We start from the raw sequence: 17,074 nt of genomic DNA on the forward strand, positions 1-17,074 counted from the left end.
TCAATACAAAAGAAAAACTCTGGAATTAATTAAAATCCCAAACCGTATAATCAATTGATTGAAAATGTACTTTTACCGAAGAGAAACAAAAAAGGCCGCTCAATGAGCGGCCTTTTTCCAATAGTGAAACAGCTTACTTGCTGTTATCCACCATGTAATTCACAGCAGCTTTGATCTCGTCATCGCTACAGTCCATACACAGGCCTTTGGCCGGCATGGCATTGATACCGTTAATGGCATTGTTATAAAGAGTGTCCATGCCCTTGGCAATACGGGGCGCCCAAGCTGCGGCATCACCAAATTTTGGCGCACCTGCAACACCCATTGCGTGACAGGTCTGGCAGCTTGCGTTGTAGATATCCTGACCACTGCGAGCAGCGCCGCCGCTAGCGCCCTCAGGAGCTGCCGCTACTGCTGCTGCGCACTCTTCACCTTTCATGCAGGTTTCACCTGCCGGAGCAATTCGCTCTGCGATTTCTTCATCAACAGACTGCTGGGCCACTGCCGTAGCCGCACTGACGGCCAATGCCGCCACAATACCCAAAATACGCTTCATCATATTCCCCCAAAAGGACCGAAGTGAGTTGGCCCACAAACGTTCAAAATATCGTCGCAAACTCCTACGCCGCGCATTATAAGCACTGCGCCGCCACCTGCCAAAGACTATATAAGCCAACAGAATGTCCTTTAACCCACCCCCCAGCTTCTGTATAATCCGCCTCCCATTGGCACAGATAGCCAATTAAACCGCCCGTAGCTCAGCTGGATAGAGCGTCGCCCTCCGGAGGCGAAGGTCAGAGGTTCGAATCCTCTCGGGCGGGCCATATACAAAAAAGCCCGCATAAGCGGGCTTTTTTGTATATGGCTAACTCCCAGGGTTTTGTTCGAACTCAGGTTCGACTCGGAGGCAGCAAAGCTGCCGCAGAGCAGCACCCCAAAGGGCGAAGCAAACCCTCCCCGCCTTTATTAACTTCAATCAAATTAATTTGGATATAACTTATACGAGCCCATAGCCAATACGAAAGCAGCTATAAAAAACCCTACCCCAACGGCACTCTCAAAGGCTCAATCACCACCTGCTCCCCAGCCTCTACACTGCCACTCTCTCGCGCCAAAACGATAAAGCAGTTAGCAGCAGCCAGACCGGAAAGAATATGGCTCCCCTGGGTACCAACCGGTTCTACTACCAACATCCCGTTTTCATCACTGCGATATACACCCCGCTGGAAATCGGTACGGCCGGGCTTTTTATTCAACGGTTTTAACAGTTTTGCCTGTAAGGTCTGCGGGCCAGTCCACTGATCGCCTTTCATCACACTCAGGGCGGGGACGGCCAGCTGGTAGAAAGTTACCAGGGCGGAAACCGGGTTGCCGGGTAGGCCGAAGAAGGGCGTTCCCTGTAGGAAACCAAATGCAAAAGGTTTGCCGGGCTTCATCGCCACTTTCCAGAAGCCGATCTCTCCCAGCTCTTCCAACACTTCACGGGTGTAATCCGCTTCGCCAACGGAGACTCCACCGGAGGTGATAATAGCATCGGCCTCTTCGGAAGCGCGCTGCAAGGCATTGGTAATAGCCTGTTTGTTATCGGGCAATATACCCAAATCCAAAACGTCCAGGTCCAGCTGTTCCAGGGCGGATAACAGGGCAATGCGATTGCTATCGTAGATATCGCCCTTACCCAGGGCTTCGCCAGGCTGGCGCAATTCATCGCCGGTGGAGAAAAGTGCGATTACCGGTTTACGCACTACAGTCACTGTGCCCACACCGGCAGCAGCGAGCAGGGCAATATGTGGAACGCTGATGCGCTCTCCGGCCTTAAGCAGGCTAGCTCCTTCAGCCACGTCTTCACCACAGCGGCGAACATGGTCGCCAGCGCGAACTTCACAATTTATTCGTATTGACTCCCCCTGGGCATCGACATTTTCCTGCATCACTACCGTATCTGCACCGGCGGGTACTGCGGCTCCTGTCATAATGCGCACGCAGGTGCCGGGGTTCACCACACCGTCAAAAGGTGCACCGGCAAAAGATTTGCCGATCAGTTCCAGCGGCAAGCCACTGGCCAGGTCTTCAAAGCGCAGGGCGTAACCGTCCATTGCGGAGTTGTCGCAGGGCGGTAAGTTTACTGTGGAGATAACATCCTCAGCCAATACCCGACCGGCGGCTTGTGCCAGGGGCAAAGTCTCAGTGCCACTGATTGGGCTCAGTGCCTCAAGAAGTTTTTCGCGGGCGCTTTCGATGGGCATCAGGCCCGGTTGGCTACAGCAGTCGATAGTGGGCATGGACAATATCTCTTACTTCATTCCTTTGCGGTTGGGACAAACTAGTGGCTGCGGTTTTGGGATTCCGGTCGCTTCTGATTAACCATCCACACGGCAGCTTCCACCCGGGAGCGCATGCCCAACTTTTTCAATAAGTGTTTAACGTGAACCTTTACAGTGGCATCACTGATATCCAATTCACGGGCGATTAACTTGTTACTGAGGCCATCGGCGATCAATTGCAAGATCTGGTATTCGCGACTGGTGAGCGTCGACAGGGTATCCGCACCGGAATTGTCAGGCTTGCGCAGAGCGGAAGCGAGGATCTCGGTAAGGCGCTGGCTGATAGCGAGCTTGCCGTGTGTGGCCTGGATAACCTGATCGAGAATATCTTCCGGCTCCATATCCTTGAGCAGGTAACCATCGGCACCGGCGCGGATACAGGAAACTACGTCCGCGTTGTTATCGGAAACCGTGAGTATCACGATACGTGAGGCTACATCGGCTGCACGCATTGCCCGCAGGGTATCCAGCCCGTCCATACCGCGCATATTCAGGTCCAACAGAATAAGGTCCGGCTCGTGCTGTTTGGCCAGCTCCAGCGCTTCCTCCCCGCTACTGGCCTCGGCTACCAACTCCAGGCTGGGCTCCATAGCAAACAATTGCTTGAGACCTTTACGAAACAGAGGATGGTCATCAACCATCATTACCGTGGCAGAAGAAGTCATGGGGTGTCCTGCTTCATTGCTGTAAGTTGTACTAATTCTGAACAGTGACTTTAACACAGGGCTCAGTGCCTGCGCTTACCCCCAAATGGGTAGCTATTACGCGCGGGGGCAAAGGGGTTACTTACTGTTGGTAATTGAGCAGGGATAAGCCCCGGCCCATAGTGGCCGGACGAATCATTTCGAGGAGGAGTGGCCGCCGTGTCTGACATCTACGAGTGGGCCCCAGAGGACAGCAAGTTCTGGCAGTCCAAGGGCAAAAAAATCGCAAACCGGAATTTGTGGATATCCATTCCCAGTTTGCTGTGCGGCTTCGCCGTGTGGCTCTACTGGGGCATTATTACCGTTCAAATGCTCAACCTTGGCTTCCCCATTGCCAAAGCCGATCTGTTTACCCTGATGGCAATTGCCGGCCTCACCGGCGCCACCCTTCGAATACCCAGTAGTTTCTTTATTCGATTGTTCGGTGGGCGCAACACCATTGTCTTTACCACGGCCCTATTGATGATACCTGCCCTAGGCACGGGTATCGCCTTGCAAAATCCTGAGACCCCATTGTGGGTATTCCAGTTGCTGGCTCTGCTGTCAGGTATTGGCGGTGGTAACTTCGCCTCTTCCATGTCCAATATCAGCTTCTTTTTCCCCAAGGAAAAACAAGGGTTGGCACTTGGCCTGAATGCGGGCCTGGGTAACTTCGGTGTTACCACCATGCAGATCCTGGTACCGCTGTTTATGACCTTCGGTGCCTTCGGCGCTGCCGGCGGCGATCCCATGACCCTGGTGAGCAGCTCTGGCTCCCTGATTGGCAAAGTACCAGCCGGTTCTGAAGCGTGGATTCAAAATGCTGGTTTTGTATGGCTGCTGTTCCTGATTCCACTGGCCTTTGTAGGTTGGTTCGGTATGAACAACCTGCGCACCGACGAAGTCACCCCGGATGTGGGCAGCTCTATCGGCGCGATGTTGAAGATGACCATGATGTTGGGAATCGGCCTCTTCACCGCAATCACAGGTTTGTGGCTGTTGCTTCCCGAAGCGGCTAACGGTTCAGGCTGGGGTGTGCCCAAGGAAATCGTTCTGGTACTGGTAATCGCCGCTACCGTGTTCGGCTTGAAGCTGCTGCCCGGTGAGATTAAAACCAGCTTGCAGCGTCAGTACCGTATCTTCAACAACAAGCACACCTGGGTGATGAGTGTCATTTACACCATGACCTTCGGCAGCTTTATCGGTTTCGCAGCGGCCTTCCCCCTGGCTATCAAGGTGATCTTCGGATACAGCCACGTGATGGTGGACGGGGTTATGACTCACGATACCATCAACAACAATGGCCCCAGCGCCCTGATGTACGCCTGGATGGGTCCGTTTATCGGCGCCCTGATTCGCCCGGTAGGTGGTTGGATCTCCGACCGCATCGGCGGAGCCCTGGTTACCCAAATCTGTGCAGCAATCATGGTGGGTAGTGCCCTGGGTGTGGCTTACTACATGAAGGCCGCCTACGGCTCAGCCACTCCGGAAGAGTTCTTCCTGCCCTTCTTCCTGCTGTTCCTGGTGCTGTTCGCCGCTACCGGTATCGGCAATGGCTCTACCTTCCGCACCATCGCCATGGTGTTCCCGAAAGAACAGGCAGGCCCGGTATTGGGATGGACCTCAGCAGTTGCCGCCTACGGTGCCTTCTATATCCCCAAGGTCTTCGGCGAGCAGATCAAAGCCACCACTCCGGAGTACGCTCTGGCAGGCATTGCTATCTTCTACGCGGTTTGCCTGGTAGTTAACTACTGGTTCTACCTGCGTAAAAACGGTGAATTCTACAATCCATAATTTGGTCTCACGGGCGGGGAACCGCTGTTGCGGGGAGGTTTAACCTCCCCTTTTTTATTTCACCTGAATCAATATCGGCGTTATATCCGAACCTTCAAGCAGGCTGGAAATCAGCTGTCTATCGGTATCCCTGCGATAGTAGATCGTCACTTCATCCAAGTCTTCAACGGTTGGCATCGTCGGGCATAGATGCCTGGCAATAGCCATACACATCTGCTCATAAAAATCTAAATCGTGCAGCTTATCCAGATAGATATGGCACCCTGCGATATCTTCAGCACTAATCGTATAGTTGTAACCTATGGGCGGCTGAAAATAGTAGGCCTGCACAGTAATAGACCCATCTGCATTTTCAGTGACTTCGTATTGGACAGGTCTGCCGCAGATACTCTGTTGGTACCCAACAAGATCCTCCGCAACTGAGGCAAGACTGTCATCCGTCTCAATGGTGCTCTCAATTTCACTGTAGGCTTGATGGATAGCTTCAAAGCAGCTCAAGCAAGACTTAACACCCGCTTCTTGCAGCTCTGGCAGCAGTTCTGTCGCCATATCTTCTAGCAATTGCACCAGCTTTTCTGCCGAGATAGCGTCGCGAAAATAGTAAGAGCCTTCTCTCTCAAGCGCCGACTGGAAGATTTTTAGCTTGCGCTCCGGGCAATAGAAATCGAGGTGGTAGAGAGGCTGTTCTGGATCGGAAGTGTGGTTATTCAGCTCTACCTTGCCCAAATACGGGATAAAAAAGGTAAAGGACCAGTACTCCGGGCAGTGAATAAATCGCCGGCAGTGCTCTTCGATATAACCGGGCAGATATTGAAGGTCGAAGAGATTAGCCAGATGATAGTTACCACCACCCTGGTATTCCGCTATGGAGTCATAGTTATAAAACGGGTGCTTGCCGTGGAAATCTATCTTAACTCTCTGCCCACTGGCTGCGCGGCAAGCCAAATGAAAGTACAAGGCATCGTCTTTGTAAGTAGAGCGGATAACGATAGCGTCGCCCTTTCGGCGAAGCTGATAGCGGAAAGTATCGATCCGGTAGGGCTCACAATCCTCAAGTAGCTCGGCAATTTCCAGCTCACCCGATTCCAGGCGGCTTACTCGATAGTTGTGCCCGCCTTCTTCTATGCAACGAGTAAGTACTGGGTGTAGATCCTCAATGGTCACGGCTTTCGCTACAGGTAAGCCCTCGACCTGTGCTTTTTCCCGGTAAAACTTATCGCCCTCGTTAAAGAGAGAAATTCCCAACACAACGCCCATAGGAGCACCACTAAGTTAGCTGATGTTCAAACTTAGCAAAAAAATTGCTGGGGTTTTAGGGATCGAAGCAATGCACTTTCAGAAATTGCCCTGGAACTACCTACAAACCGGCAAGACTACCGGCCTTAAACTGGGCAAAGTAGGTAGTGCCTTCACGCAGTTCTAGGCGCTCGCAGGAGAGACGGGAAATATCTGCGTAGAACACCTGATCAGCAGCGGCTAACTGTAAACGAATGCGGCCGTCGGTAAGGTTCTGCTTAGCAACTAAAGTTACCGGCAGGCAATTGAGGATACTGGACAAGCCCGGCTTCTCTACACTGAGGCTAATATCTCCAGCTTCCAGCAGAAAAGCTGCGGTATCGCCTTTGCGATAATGGCCTGCCACCCTATCTGCAAAGATAGAACCCCCCCCTAAATCCAAAGTCAGCAGACCATTGTTTAGGGATTCCACTCGCGCTTCAATCCGGCTGCGGCAGCTATCCCCTACGCCGTGGTTATCCAGGCGCTGGGCAACTTCAGGTAAAGGAAGTGGTGCTGACAAGTTGGCAGAATCCATCCATAAACAACGCTGGGCCAGCAGCTGGATTTCATCAAAGTCGTGACTGGTCCAGATTACCAGCGCCGGATATCGGGCCCAGAAATCCCGTAGGGTCGGCAATAGGCGCCGCAGTACCTGGGCGCGGTCAACCGCTGAAAGCGGCTCATCAAATAATTGCAGCGGCGCGTTGTTATAAAGCTGGCGTAATACAGCCACTCGCTGGGCTTCTCCACCAGACAATAGCTCCACCGGCTGATGGAGTAGCGGTTCAATACCAAAAGCCTCTAGCAGCCGACCACACTCTTCCTCGGACAGTGGCCTGCGGCTGTAACGGCGGGCCAGTGCCAGGTTATCCGCCACCGACTGGCCGGCAAACAAGCGGCTATCCTGAAAGCCCAAAGAAAGCGTTCTTTTGTGGGTAGCCAGGGCGCGGCGTCCGCGCTGCCAAACCGTATTGGCAAAAGTGATATTGCCACGGCAATGGCGCTGGCCAGCCAAAGCAGCCAGTAATGTGCTCTTGCCGCTGCCGGAGGGGCCGGTAAGGCCAAAAACTCCAGAGGCAGGCAGCTCTAATTGCCAGGGAGTCGTAGCGTTAAGCGGAGTCACCAGCCCTGTAACACTCAATCCGCTGGAATCAGAAGTGGTAGACGCAGTACCGAAAAGGGGTAAGGTGATTTCCATTAGCCCAGCACCCCCATTACCGGTTTAGCCTGTTCGTTGTTTGATCCGCGCGGGGCCAAACTATGCCCCAGCCAACGGGCAGCGAGTAGCAGTACCGTAGTAATTCCCATCAACATCAAAGCCAGCCGGTGCGCCGCACCGTATTCCATCGCCTCCACATGTTGATAAAGAGCGATAGAAACCACCTGGGTCTCACCGGGAATAGAGCCACCAATCATCAGCACTACCCCGAACTCACCCAGGGTATGGGCAAACGTTAAAGCGCAGGCACTCACAATAGCGGCGCGACTCGCCGGCAAAAGAACTTTTAACAGTGCCGCCCAGGGCGGTATACCCAGCGCTGCGGCAGCCTGGGTCAAACGCTGACCATTGGCATTAAACGCGGCTAGCAGCGGCTGCACCATAAACGGCAGAGAATAAATCACTGACGCAAACACCAGGCCGGTAAAGGAAAACACCAAAGGGCCATCAAAAAGTTGTGACAGCCACTGCCCGGGGGCATAGTTGGGGGAAAATAAAAGCAGTAAATAAAAACCCAACACCGTGGGTGGCAGTACCAGCGGCAGGGTAATTAATACCTCGATACCGTGGCGCCAGCGACTCTGCCATTGGCTCAATTTCCAGGCCAGGGGAACACCGATAATAAACAGGAGTAAGGTGGTTAATCCGGCCAATTTTAAAGTTAGCCACAAGGCCTGCCAGTCGGCAGTGGCGATATTCATAAGCCACTCCCTCCATCTCTACTTCGATCTTGAGTTGGCAAAACACCGTAACCCAAGTGGTATAACTGCGCCTGCACTTCCCCTGAACGCAAATAGTTAGCGAGGGATTGTGCCTCTTTAGGTCGGCGACTCTGGGTGGGAATCAGCAGCTGCTGTTCAATGGGTTTATACAAATGCTGCGGCAGCAACCAGTAGTTATCGCGGCCGGCTGCTTGCATCTGGCTGGCGGCGACAAAGCCCAACTGCGCATTGCCGGAATCCAACATTAAGTAGGCTTGGCCTGCATTGTGGGCCCGGGCCAATTGAGTTTGTTTTTTCTTCCACAAACCCAGGCTTTGCAGCGCTTGCCGGGCGGCACTGCCGAACGGCGCTACTTTCGGATCGGCTAATACAATTTTATCGGGCCAGGTTTGCAGTAACTGCTCGATATTCGATTCCGATTTTGGGTGCCAGAGGGCCAGTAAACCCAGGGCGTAAGTCTGACGACTGTTGGCCAGTGCCCCACCCTGCTTTTCCAACAGTTCGGGTCGCTCGCGATCGGCAGACAGGAATAAATCGAAGGGCGCGCGGTGCGCTATTTGTTGGTAAAGCACCCCGGAGCTGCCACTGCTGATTTGCACCACACAAGCATGGCGACGCTCAAATTCCGGCAGTACCTCTTCCAGTGCCGGGCGGAAGCTGGCCGCTACCGCCACCCGCAAGGTGCAGTTATCCGCGTTAACCGGCAGCGCGATGGCCACCAGTAAAGCGGATAGCAGCAGGCTCAGCCGGCGGACCACTTTTCCATCTCCGCAGCATCACTGGCCCGGGCTTCGACCCAGCGCTCTGAAGGCTTACCGGACTCATCCGCAACCGCTTCGCGCTTCCAGAAAGGCGCCTCCGTTTTGAGGCGATCCATGATGTATTGGCAGGCAGCAAAGGCAGCTTGACGGTGGGGGCTGGTAACACCGACAAAAACAATTTCATCGTTGATCTGCATGGGGCCAACCCGGTGGACGATAGTCACACGCCCCAGGGACCAGCGATCGCGGGCATCATTGATAATCCGTTGCAGGCTTTTTTCAGTCATGCCCGGATAGTGTTCCAGGGCCAGGCCGCAGACATCACTACCGGCATTGAAGTCCCGCACCGAACCCACAAACAGGGCGCAGGCACCATCACCACTGTTGCCTTGCAGCGCAGTATATTCAGCCGCTACGTCGAGGGGCGTTTTACAGACTTCAATACGATCAACAGCTGTCATATTGGCACCACTAACCGCCGGTAACCGGCGGGAAAAATGCAACTTCATCCCCAGCCTTCACCTGGGCTCCGGTTTCTGCCAGCTCCTGGTTCAGGGCCATACGAATATCGCCTCTTTGCAGATGCGAGCTCCAATCCGGGTGCTGTTCACATAGGGTTTTGCGCAACTCGCTGAGACTGCCGGAAAAATCCTTCAGGGTAATCTCGCCCATGCCCAATTGCTGGCGCAGACGCGCGAAAAACAGAACCTTTACCATCGCTTTACACCTCTGAAATTTTTACGCCTTGTCCGCAGCATCGCCGCGCCAGTGGCCGCGCTTACCGCCGGTTTTTTGCAGCAGGCGGGTCGGACCGATTTCCATCGCCGGGTCCACGGCTTTGCACATATCGTAAATGGTCAGCGCCGCTACCGAAGCTGCGGTTAACGCTTCCATCTCTACTCCGGTGCGCCCGGCCAGGCGGCAGAAAGCGGTGATATGCACACTGTGCTTTTCCGGCTGTAATTCGAAATCCACCGCTACTTTGGTCAACGCCAGCGGATGGCACAGGGGAATTAAATCCGAGGTTTTCTTCGCGGCCTGGATGCCGGCGATACGAGCTACAGAAAGCACATTGCCTTTTTTGTGCGCCCCTTGGCTCAGCAGTGCAAAAGCCTCTGCACTCATACTGATACTACTCTCGGCCAGGGCACTGCGGTCAGTGATGTCCTTCTCGGTAACATCCACCATGCTGGCTTCGCCGCGCTGGTTTAAATGGGTTAATTGGCTCACAAATTACCCCCGGCTCTCGCAGGGCGCGCTGGCAAAGCGCACATGGGGAATAAAGTTACAGGGCTTGTGGCGGGCATCCAGCTGCTCCAGCAATATGCCTTCCCAAGCTGTGCGACAGGCTCCGGTGGAACCGGGCATACAACATATCAGTGTACGATTCGCGAGGCCGGCAAGCGCGCGGGATTGCACGGTGGAGCTGCCGATATCCCCCAGGGAAATATGGCGAAACAGCTCGCCAAAGCCGTCGACGGTTTTGTCGAACAGCGGGCTCAGGGCCTCCGGCGTGGAGTCGCGATCGGTAAAACCAGTACCGCCGGTCACCAATACCACCTGTACTTTGGGATCGGCAATCCAGGCGGAGACCACCGCGCGCATCTGGTAAACATCGTCCGGGGTAATGCGTTTATCTGCGAGCTGATGGCCGGCAGTTTTGAGGGCTTCCACCAGGTACTGGCCAGAGGTATCAGTCTGCTCGTTGCGGGTATCGGATACGGTAAGTACCGCGATATTGAGCGGTACAAATTCTTTGCTAGCGTGTGCGGACATAATCAGTGGTCTCTCAAAAAACTGTTTTCTGGGGTTTTATCCGGCGTACTCAAGCCGAGATAATCTGCCGGCGTATTGATATTACGATGCCAATCGCCAGCACTTTTTATGGGTATGGATTTGGCCCCCAGGTGACGCAGCAGCGCGCCGACAGAATTGCGCGCACTGCCTTCGACGGCACGGCGCAAATAATCCAGGCAATCGCCATTTAAAGGCAACCACAGGGGAAAAAAGAAGTTTTCAAAATAACAGGGCCGGCCACTTGCCTGCCCCTCTGCCAATAACTCTGCGAGGTGCTTCCGCCCGAGCAAGGGCATATCTACCGGGATCACCAGGGCCGCATCAGCACCGGTTGCCAGGGCTACCGAATAAAGGCCGCCCAGTGGACCCCGCTCCGGCACCAGGTCTTCAATCGCTCCGGGGCGGGCGCCGCTGGTGACGACTTTTTCCAGCGGAAGCTCACTCAGCAATGCCTCAGCATGCTGTAAAAAATTGCCCCGTTGGGGGTGGGCCAGCAAGGCCTTATCTCGGCCCATCCGGCTGGAGCGGCCGCCGGCCAGCACCACGCCGATTGTCGATTTACTAACAAGAGCTCTGGCCATAACCCTAGCCCCCCAGCATCGCCAGGTTGCGGGTAGCGCCGGTGAAACCTTCATGCAGCTGGTGGCCTGCGGTCTTATCCACAATCAACTCGCGGATATGGGCCGCCAGCGCCTCGCTATCGCCATCGGCGATGATTTCGCGCATATCAAAGCCCTGGTCGGCGAACAGGCACAGGTGCAGCTTGCCCTGGGCCGATACCCGCAGGCGGTTGCAGCTTGCACAAAAGTCTTTGCCGTAAGGGGTAATCAGGCCGATACGACCGGCGTAATCCGGGTGGAAATACTCCCGCGCCGGACCGGCATCGCGGGTGCGAATAACCTGCTCCCAGCCTTCCCGCAGCAGCAGGGTTTCTATATCGCCACCGGAGACATGGTTGCTGGCGAAGAACTCGCGGTTATCGCCGGTGCGCATCAATTCAATAAAGCGCAGGGTCACCGGAGTCTCGCGAACCCAGGCGAGGAAATTATCCAGTTCGGCCAGGTTGTACTGGCGCATCAGCACTGCGTTGACCTTGGTATCGATACCCAAAGCCAGGGCGCGATCCAGGCCTGCTAAGGCTTTATCCAGGCGGTTGTGGCCGGTGATATGGTGGAATTGAGCCGGGTCGAGGCTGTCGATACTAACATTCACCTGATCCAAGCCCGCGCGGTGCCAGTCGTCTATCTGACTGGGCAGGCGGTAACCGTTGGTGGTAATGGCTAAGCGGCGAATCTTATCGCTAGCGCGCACGGCTTCGAGCAGCGGCACCAGGTCTTTGCGCAGGGAGGGCTCTCCGCCAGTAAGGCGTACCTTTTCCGTACCCAGTGAAGCGAAAGCGCGCACTAATGTGCCCACCTCAGCGACTGAGAGAGGATTTTCCCCTTCCAGGGAACGTCCGCAACCGATGCCCTCGGGCAGGCAGTAGTTGCAGCGGTAGTTGCAGATGTCCGTCACGGACAGGCGCAGGTAGTAAAACCTACGGCCAAAATTGTCTTGTAACATTAAACGCCTTTCCAATTTCGGGAGGCCGCGCAGTTTCCCGCTAGACCCTGGTGGCCGGTACGGCCACGGTCCCGGCACCTTGCAACGTCAATAAAAAACGACGCGGTTTAGGTAGCGGGACTCGGTGTTTAAACTGATGTCAGTGTATCAAGCTGGTTAATTTATGCTTGGGGCAAAGGTGGTACTCCCTTGGTGCTCGAACTGATGCTCCTCGGGGAGACATCAAAACGTGGAGCTTCAGTCGATTAAAATTTATAAATTATAAAAACAGCTTCAAGGTGCGGGGAAAACCCCGGCCGAAGCCGGGGGCCTCGCTAAGGAGTTCTTTCAGCCGCTTAGAAATTAGCGGTTACCATGATCCAAAGCTTGTCGGTGTCAGTGCTGTACTCATCAGCACGATAAGTTGCGTACTTAACGAGTGCAGAAATGTCATCGGTGATTTTGTGCCCGTAGCTCAGGTTCCACTCATCACCGTAACTAACGGAGCCCTCGGCCGCTTCAAAGTTGTGATAGGTCAAGCCCAGCTTGCCACCGGCCACTTTCATAGAACCGCCAACATACAGATCTTCGACACCGTCAGCGGGAGTTCCCAGGAATTTATCGGTGAAGCCCTGGAATTTATGCAAGGTTGCCAGCGGGGTTTTAAAACCAACGTCATTGTCGGAACCCAAAACTTCATAACCGAGTTTTGCCGCAACTGGACCCAGATCAGCACCAAGCTCTGCCAGGTAATAATTAGCACTATAGTCATACTGGTTGTCACCAATATCTGACTGGTGCGCATAACTCAGGTTAGCTTTTACCGGACCAAATTTACCTTTGTAATCTACCCCATAAGTGCGGCTGGCATTATCGGTGAGATCTTCCAGATCCAGATTGTAAACAAAAGCGCTGATTTTATGGTTTTCAGCTACTGGATAAATCGCGTGTAGCAGTTGGATATCGCCGCCCATATCGGAACCAGCACTGTCTTCACCGAAAATACGATTAACGTTGTAGACGTAGCTGTAATCCAGCTGGAAGCTATCGGCACTGCCGTACTGATAACGAACACCATCGTAGGTCTGCTCGTTTTGTCTCCAGCCAACACCGCCGACAAATCGCTGCCCGTCCAGGTTAATGCGCTGGCGACCGGCGGTAATTATGGAGTTGTCACCATTGTAGCGAATGTAGGCCTGGTTAATTTCAGTTCCTTCCGGATCAACTACAGTCGGGTAGTCAGTTTTACCATTAATGGTGGAGTTGTAGCTGTCATTGCCAACCGCCGTAACATCATCCATTTCCAGGAAGCTGGTAAAGCCACGGTAGCTGCCACTGCGCCAGTTAAGGCGGGTTCTTAAAGTGGATGCAACTGCTTCATCATCAATACCATCCTGATCAACAGTCTCTACGCGGTAACGCAGATTCAATCCGACTTCACCGGATTTCAACGCATCCACCAGAGTGGCATTTTCACTTTCCTGCGCAGCGGCCTGCAATGCAACAGTGCTGCATGCCCCCAACAGTAAGGCACCGAGAATTTTTGGGAATTTGGAAACGGTCATGACGCTTTTCCTTTGCAACAACGGAGTGAACAGTGACAAATTACAATTTTTCAGACTCGACTGAAACCATAGATTTTTTCCTGCCTAATTAATCTTTACTCCCTAGCCTTTACTCAGGCGTAATCCCTTATTGGTAGTGGGCACTACCTATCCGGCAAAGCCTCGGTTTCGCTGGTTTCCTCAAGCAGGAAATTATTTTGCTGTGCGTACTGTAAACGCTGCATATAATTTTCTCTTTGAATCGCCAAATACATAACCAACATACAAATAGCGAGCACACCGTAGAGCAGCATAAAGGCCGCACTGTGGATACCTACTAAGTCCTGAGCGATACCAAAAAGAACAGGCAGGGTAAAACCACCGAGGGCACCAATAGTGGCTACGGTACCGCCAACACTCCCCATATGCGCGGGGAAATTATCGTGCAGCGCTTTGTAAACAGAAGCGCGGCCAAATCCCTGGGCGATACCGATAACCAGTAGCAGTAAAGTGAACAGCTCAATACCCACTTCAATATTTAAATGCACATCCCGTTCCACCCCGTGAATTGTCATGCTGGTGGGCGGGTAACTGAGGAAGAAAAGACAGACCAGGCAGGTCCAGAAAACACTCCAATTGACGGTGCGCGCACCATAGCGATCGGCAAACCAGCCCCCCAAAGCGCGCAGTGAACTGGAAAGGGCCACAAACAACAGGGTAAGTGCCATTGCCACCGGCGTGCTGACTTGGTACACCGACAGATAGTAATTCGGCAACCACAATAAAAGCGCGAGAAAACTGCCAAAAACAAAGTAATAGTAGAGCCCATAACGCCAAACCCGGATTTGCGTTAGCGGCTTTAAATGACTGCGCAGATCCGGTTTTCCCCGGCTGCGCATATAGCGGGTTTCCTCTGGTGCAAAAAATTCGAATAAAACCATCATCAGGATAATCCCGGCTCCATAAGCCGGCCCTATCCACTCGCGCCCAAACCAATTTTGAATGGCCGGAGCCAATGCCAGGGTAATTGCAGCTCCGGCATTTCCTGCACCAAAAATGCCCATCGCAGTACCCTGCCGCCCTCTTTCGAACCACGGGCTGATATAGCGAATCCCCAAAACAAAAGACACCCCGGAAATACCCAGCCACAACCCCGCCAACAAGTGGGCCCCATAGCTATCGATAAAGGGCAACAAAAATAGCACCGGCAGCAACAACAGCATCTGCAATAAAATCAGCTTTTTCGCAGAAAAATATTCCACCAGAAATCCCGCCGGAAAACGCAGCAGCGCCCCGCTCAGAATCGGCGCAGCCAGTAGAACCCCGTATTCAGTTGCAGACAGATCCAACTGCCCGCGTATCTCTACCCCCAATACTGCATAGAGCGTCCAAACAGAAAAGTTAGCGGCGAACATGGCCGAGGCAAATATCAGCGCGCGCCCGGCGAGTTGCTGTGTATATTGCACGGCAGGCATCTCCAAAATATTGGCTGTCGAAAATTAATTGCCACCCCGGTTATTCACCGCATTGAGCCCCCTCCCCAGAAAAGTGATCACAGAATTACAGCGGGGGCGAGAAATCTACAGAGGCAAGCTATTGGCAAGATGCACAAAAAATCGGCTAGCGACAATTACTCCCAAAAACCCTCTTTAATCATTATCAATTTCCGCCAACTACCCCCACTGGGGTAGAAACGCACTAAAAACCGCCCCTACCCACTCCGAGCTACTAACCCCAAGGGGTTACTCCCTTCCATATACAAATCCATTTCCCTTCCACTTACCCCTTTTGCGCGCTTTCCCTCTGGCGCTGCTCAAATACTATCGGTCATGACCCTATCCACCTCTAAAAATTTCTGAGAAGCCGGAGAAAATAGTCATGAGTCAATCCAGCGGCCTCAATTTATTTAATTGGGGCGATCCCAAAATAAAGACGCTGCACGTTACTTGGTTTGCGTTTTTCCTGACTTTCGTGGTGTGGTTCTCCCACGCTCCGCTGATGGTCTTTATCAAGGAAGCGTTCGACCTCACCAGCCAGCAAGTAAAAGCCCTGTTAATCCTCAACGTGGCACTCACCATCCCCGCCCGTATCATTATCGGTATGCTGGTGGATAAATTGGGGCCGCGCCTGGTGTATAGCGGGCTGCTGATGACCTCATCTTTAATCTGTTTGGGCTTCGCCACCGCAGACAGTTATGAATCCCTGGCCCTGTTCCGCTTCCTGCTGGGATTTGTGGGTGCCGGCTTTGTAATTGGTATCCGCATGGTGGGTGAATGGTTCCCAGCCAAACAAGTTGGCCTGGCAGAAGGTGTTTACGGCGGCTGGGGGAATTTCGGTTCTGCTGCCGGTGCCATGACCCTACCCACCATCGCCCTGCTGTTCGGCGGTGAAGACGGCTGGCGCTATGCCCTGGGCCTCACCGGCATCATCGCCGGCCTGTACGGCATCATCTACTACCGCGTTGCCCGGAACACTCCTAAAGGTTCCACTTACTTCAAACCGAAAAAGAGCGGCGGCCTGGAAGTGACCAGCAAGCGGGATTTCTACTTCTACCTGCTGATGAATGTGCCCATGTACCTGGCACTGGCAGCGCTGGCTTACAAACTGTCTCCCAGCGGCGTAGCCCTACTGAGCCAGAATGCCACCTACGTGATGTGGGGACTACTGGTAGTACTGTTTGCCTTCCAGACCCGCATGATCTGGAATGTAAACAAAGACCACCTGCGCGAAGGCGTGCCCGAGCTGGAGAAATACAACTTCAAGCAGGTAGCCATCCTCGACCTGGCCTACTTCGTCACCTTCGGCTCAGAGCTGGCCGTGGTTTCTATGCTGCCGCTGTTCTTCCTGGAAACCTTTGAAGGATTGAGCCCGGTGAAGGCCGGCCTGCTCGCCTCTGGCTTCGCCTTTATGAACCTGGTGGCCCGCCCAACCGGTGGATACTTCTCTGACAAACTGGGACGCCGCCGCAGCCTGATGTTCCTGATCGGCGGCCTCGCAGTGGGTTACTTTGTACTGAGCCAGATCAACGGCGGCTGGTGGATACCCGCTGCGGTAGTTGCCACCATGTGCTGCTCTTTCTTCGTGCAGGCCGGTGAGGGTGCCGTATTCGCCGTCGTACCCCTGGTGAAGCGTCGCATGACCGGGCAGATCGCCGGTATGGCCGGAGCCTACGGCAACGTGGGTGCGGTTACTTTCCTTACCGCCCTGTCTTATGTCAGCTACAGCCAGTTCTTCCTGATTATCTGCGGCGCAGCAGCGGTGATCTTCTTCGCCTGCCTGTTCCTGGAAGAGCCCAAAGGCAATATCGCCGAAGTGCTACCGGATGGCACAGTGCAGCTGATCAGCGTGGAGTGATCGGAAAGCAATTATCCAGCAACAAACGCAAAGGAGGGCCAATGGCCCTTCTTTGT

17 protein-coding genes, 1 tRNA gene and 1 riboswitch are annotated in these 17,074 nt (G+C 53.8%); of the genes, 3 read left to right on the plus strand and 15 right to left on the minus strand.

Annotated features, from left to right (window positions below):
• Positions 1-133: 133 nt before the first annotated feature.
• A complete protein-coding gene (locus ACYX4J_RS20655) occupies positions 134-556 on the minus strand; it encodes a c-type cytochrome (RefSeq protein ID WP_444935148.1) in 423 nt (140 codons plus the stop codon).
• Between the two features lie 191 nt (positions 557-747).
• On the opposite strand from ACYX4J_RS20655, the gene ACYX4J_RS20660 reads away from it, so the two are divergent.
• Positions 748-824: transfer RNA gene (locus ACYX4J_RS20660), tRNA-Arg, on the plus strand.
• A 216-nt stretch (positions 825-1,040) separates the two neighbouring features.
• Here ACYX4J_RS20660 and moeA read toward each other — a convergent pair.
• Together moeA and narL are read right to left on the minus strand one after the other, a co-directional pair.
• Positions 1,041-2,282 carry a molybdopterin molybdotransferase MoeA gene (moeA, locus tag ACYX4J_RS20665; protein WP_476177445.1) on the minus strand — a complete coding sequence of 414 codons (1,242 nt, stop codon included), beginning with the start codon at positions 2,280-2,282 and terminating at the stop codon, positions 1,041-1,043.
• A gap of 41 nt (positions 2,283-2,323) precedes the next feature.
• The gene (gene narL / locus ACYX4J_RS20670) at positions 2,324-2,989 is read right to left on the minus strand and encodes a two-component system response regulator NarL (protein ID WP_108731363.1); all 666 of its coding nucleotides are present in this window, start codon (positions 2,987-2,989) and stop codon (positions 2,324-2,326) included.
• Positions 2,990-3,187: 198 nt separating this feature from the next.
• On the opposite strand from narL, the gene ACYX4J_RS20675 reads away from it, so the two are divergent.
• Complete coding sequence (locus tag ACYX4J_RS20675) at positions 3,188-4,801, plus strand: MFS transporter (RefSeq protein ID WP_444906669.1); 1,614 nt, start codon at positions 3,188-3,190, stop codon at positions 4,799-4,801.
• Positions 4,802-4,855: 54 nt separating this feature from the next.
• Here the strand turns inward: ACYX4J_RS20675 and ACYX4J_RS20680 are convergent, their stop codons facing one another.
• The 12 genes from ACYX4J_RS20680 to ACYX4J_RS20735 form a co-directional block, all read right to left on the minus strand.
• Positions 4,856-6,058: a hypothetical protein gene (locus tag ACYX4J_RS20680; RefSeq protein WP_476177446.1), complete on the minus strand. Its 1,203-nt coding sequence runs from the start codon at positions 6,056-6,058 to the stop codon at positions 4,856-4,858.
• A gap of 100 nt (positions 6,059-6,158) precedes the next feature.
• Positions 6,159-7,277: an ATP-binding cassette domain-containing protein gene (locus ACYX4J_RS20685; RefSeq protein ID WP_476177447.1), complete on the minus strand. Its 1,119-nt coding sequence runs from the start codon at positions 7,275-7,277 to the stop codon at positions 6,159-6,161.
• Positions 7,277-7,999 (minus strand): molybdate ABC transporter permease subunit, encoded by a 723-nt coding sequence (gene modB, locus ACYX4J_RS20690; protein ID WP_476177448.1) that lies wholly within the window; start codon positions 7,997-7,999, stop codon positions 7,277-7,279. Before modB ends, ACYX4J_RS20685 begins: the two co-directional genes overlap by 1 nt.
• Positions 7,996-8,778, minus strand: a complete 783-nt coding sequence (gene modA / locus ACYX4J_RS20695; protein WP_476177449.1) for a molybdate ABC transporter substrate-binding protein — start codon at positions 8,776-8,778, stop codon at positions 7,996-7,998. Before modA ends, modB begins: the two co-directional genes overlap by 4 nt.
• Complete coding sequence (gene moaE, locus ACYX4J_RS20700; protein ID WP_475710375.1) at positions 8,763-9,242, minus strand: molybdopterin synthase catalytic subunit MoaE; 480 nt, start codon at positions 9,240-9,242, stop codon at positions 8,763-8,765. Before moaE ends, modA begins: the two co-directional genes overlap by 16 nt.
• Before the next feature lie 10 nt (positions 9,243-9,252).
• The gene (moaD, locus tag ACYX4J_RS20705; protein WP_475708982.1) at positions 9,253-9,498 is read right to left on the minus strand and encodes a molybdopterin converting factor subunit 1; all 246 of its coding nucleotides are present in this window, start codon (positions 9,496-9,498) and stop codon (positions 9,253-9,255) included.
• A gap of 21 nt (positions 9,499-9,519) precedes the next feature.
• The gene (gene moaC, locus ACYX4J_RS20710) at positions 9,520-10,011 is read right to left on the minus strand and encodes a cyclic pyranopterin monophosphate synthase MoaC (RefSeq protein WP_476177450.1); all 492 of its coding nucleotides are present in this window, start codon (positions 10,009-10,011) and stop codon (positions 9,520-9,522) included.
• Between the two features lie 3 nt (positions 10,012-10,014).
• A complete protein-coding gene (moaB, locus tag ACYX4J_RS20715) occupies positions 10,015-10,557 on the minus strand; it encodes a molybdenum cofactor biosynthesis protein B (RefSeq protein WP_108731355.1) in 543 nt (180 codons plus the stop codon).
• Positions 10,558-10,559: 2 nt separating this feature from the next.
• Positions 10,560-11,159, minus strand: coding sequence for a molybdenum cofactor guanylyltransferase (mobA, locus tag ACYX4J_RS20720; RefSeq protein WP_476177451.1), 600 nt, complete (start codon positions 11,157-11,159; stop codon positions 10,560-10,562).
• A 4-nt stretch (positions 11,160-11,163) separates the two neighbouring features.
• Positions 11,164-12,141: a GTP 3',8-cyclase MoaA gene (gene moaA, locus ACYX4J_RS20725; RefSeq protein ID WP_413664021.1), complete on the minus strand. Its 978-nt coding sequence runs from the start codon at positions 12,139-12,141 to the stop codon at positions 11,164-11,166.
• Positions 12,130-12,280, minus strand: a riboswitch (molybdenum cofactor riboswitch). It overlaps the preceding gene by 12 nt.
• 196 nt (positions 12,281-12,476) lie before the next feature.
• The gene (locus tag ACYX4J_RS20730) at positions 12,477-13,685 is read right to left on the minus strand and encodes an alginate export family protein (protein ID WP_444906677.1); all 1,209 of its coding nucleotides are present in this window, start codon (positions 13,683-13,685) and stop codon (positions 12,477-12,479) included.
• Positions 13,686-13,828: 143 nt separating this feature from the next.
• On the minus strand, positions 13,829-15,130 hold the full coding sequence (locus tag ACYX4J_RS20735; protein ID WP_475708985.1) for an MFS transporter: 1,302 nt from the start codon (positions 15,128-15,130) through the stop codon (positions 13,829-13,831).
• 412 nt (positions 15,131-15,542) lie between these two features.
• On the opposite strand from ACYX4J_RS20735, the gene ACYX4J_RS20740 reads away from it, so the two are divergent.
• Entirely contained in the window at positions 15,543-17,018 is a 1,476-nt protein-coding gene (locus ACYX4J_RS20740; RefSeq protein ID WP_444903609.1) for a NarK family nitrate/nitrite MFS transporter, read from the plus strand.
• The last annotated feature ends 56 nt before the right edge of the window (positions 17,019-17,074 follow it).

Source organism: Microbulbifer sp. ABM4_008, assembly GCF_056311705.1.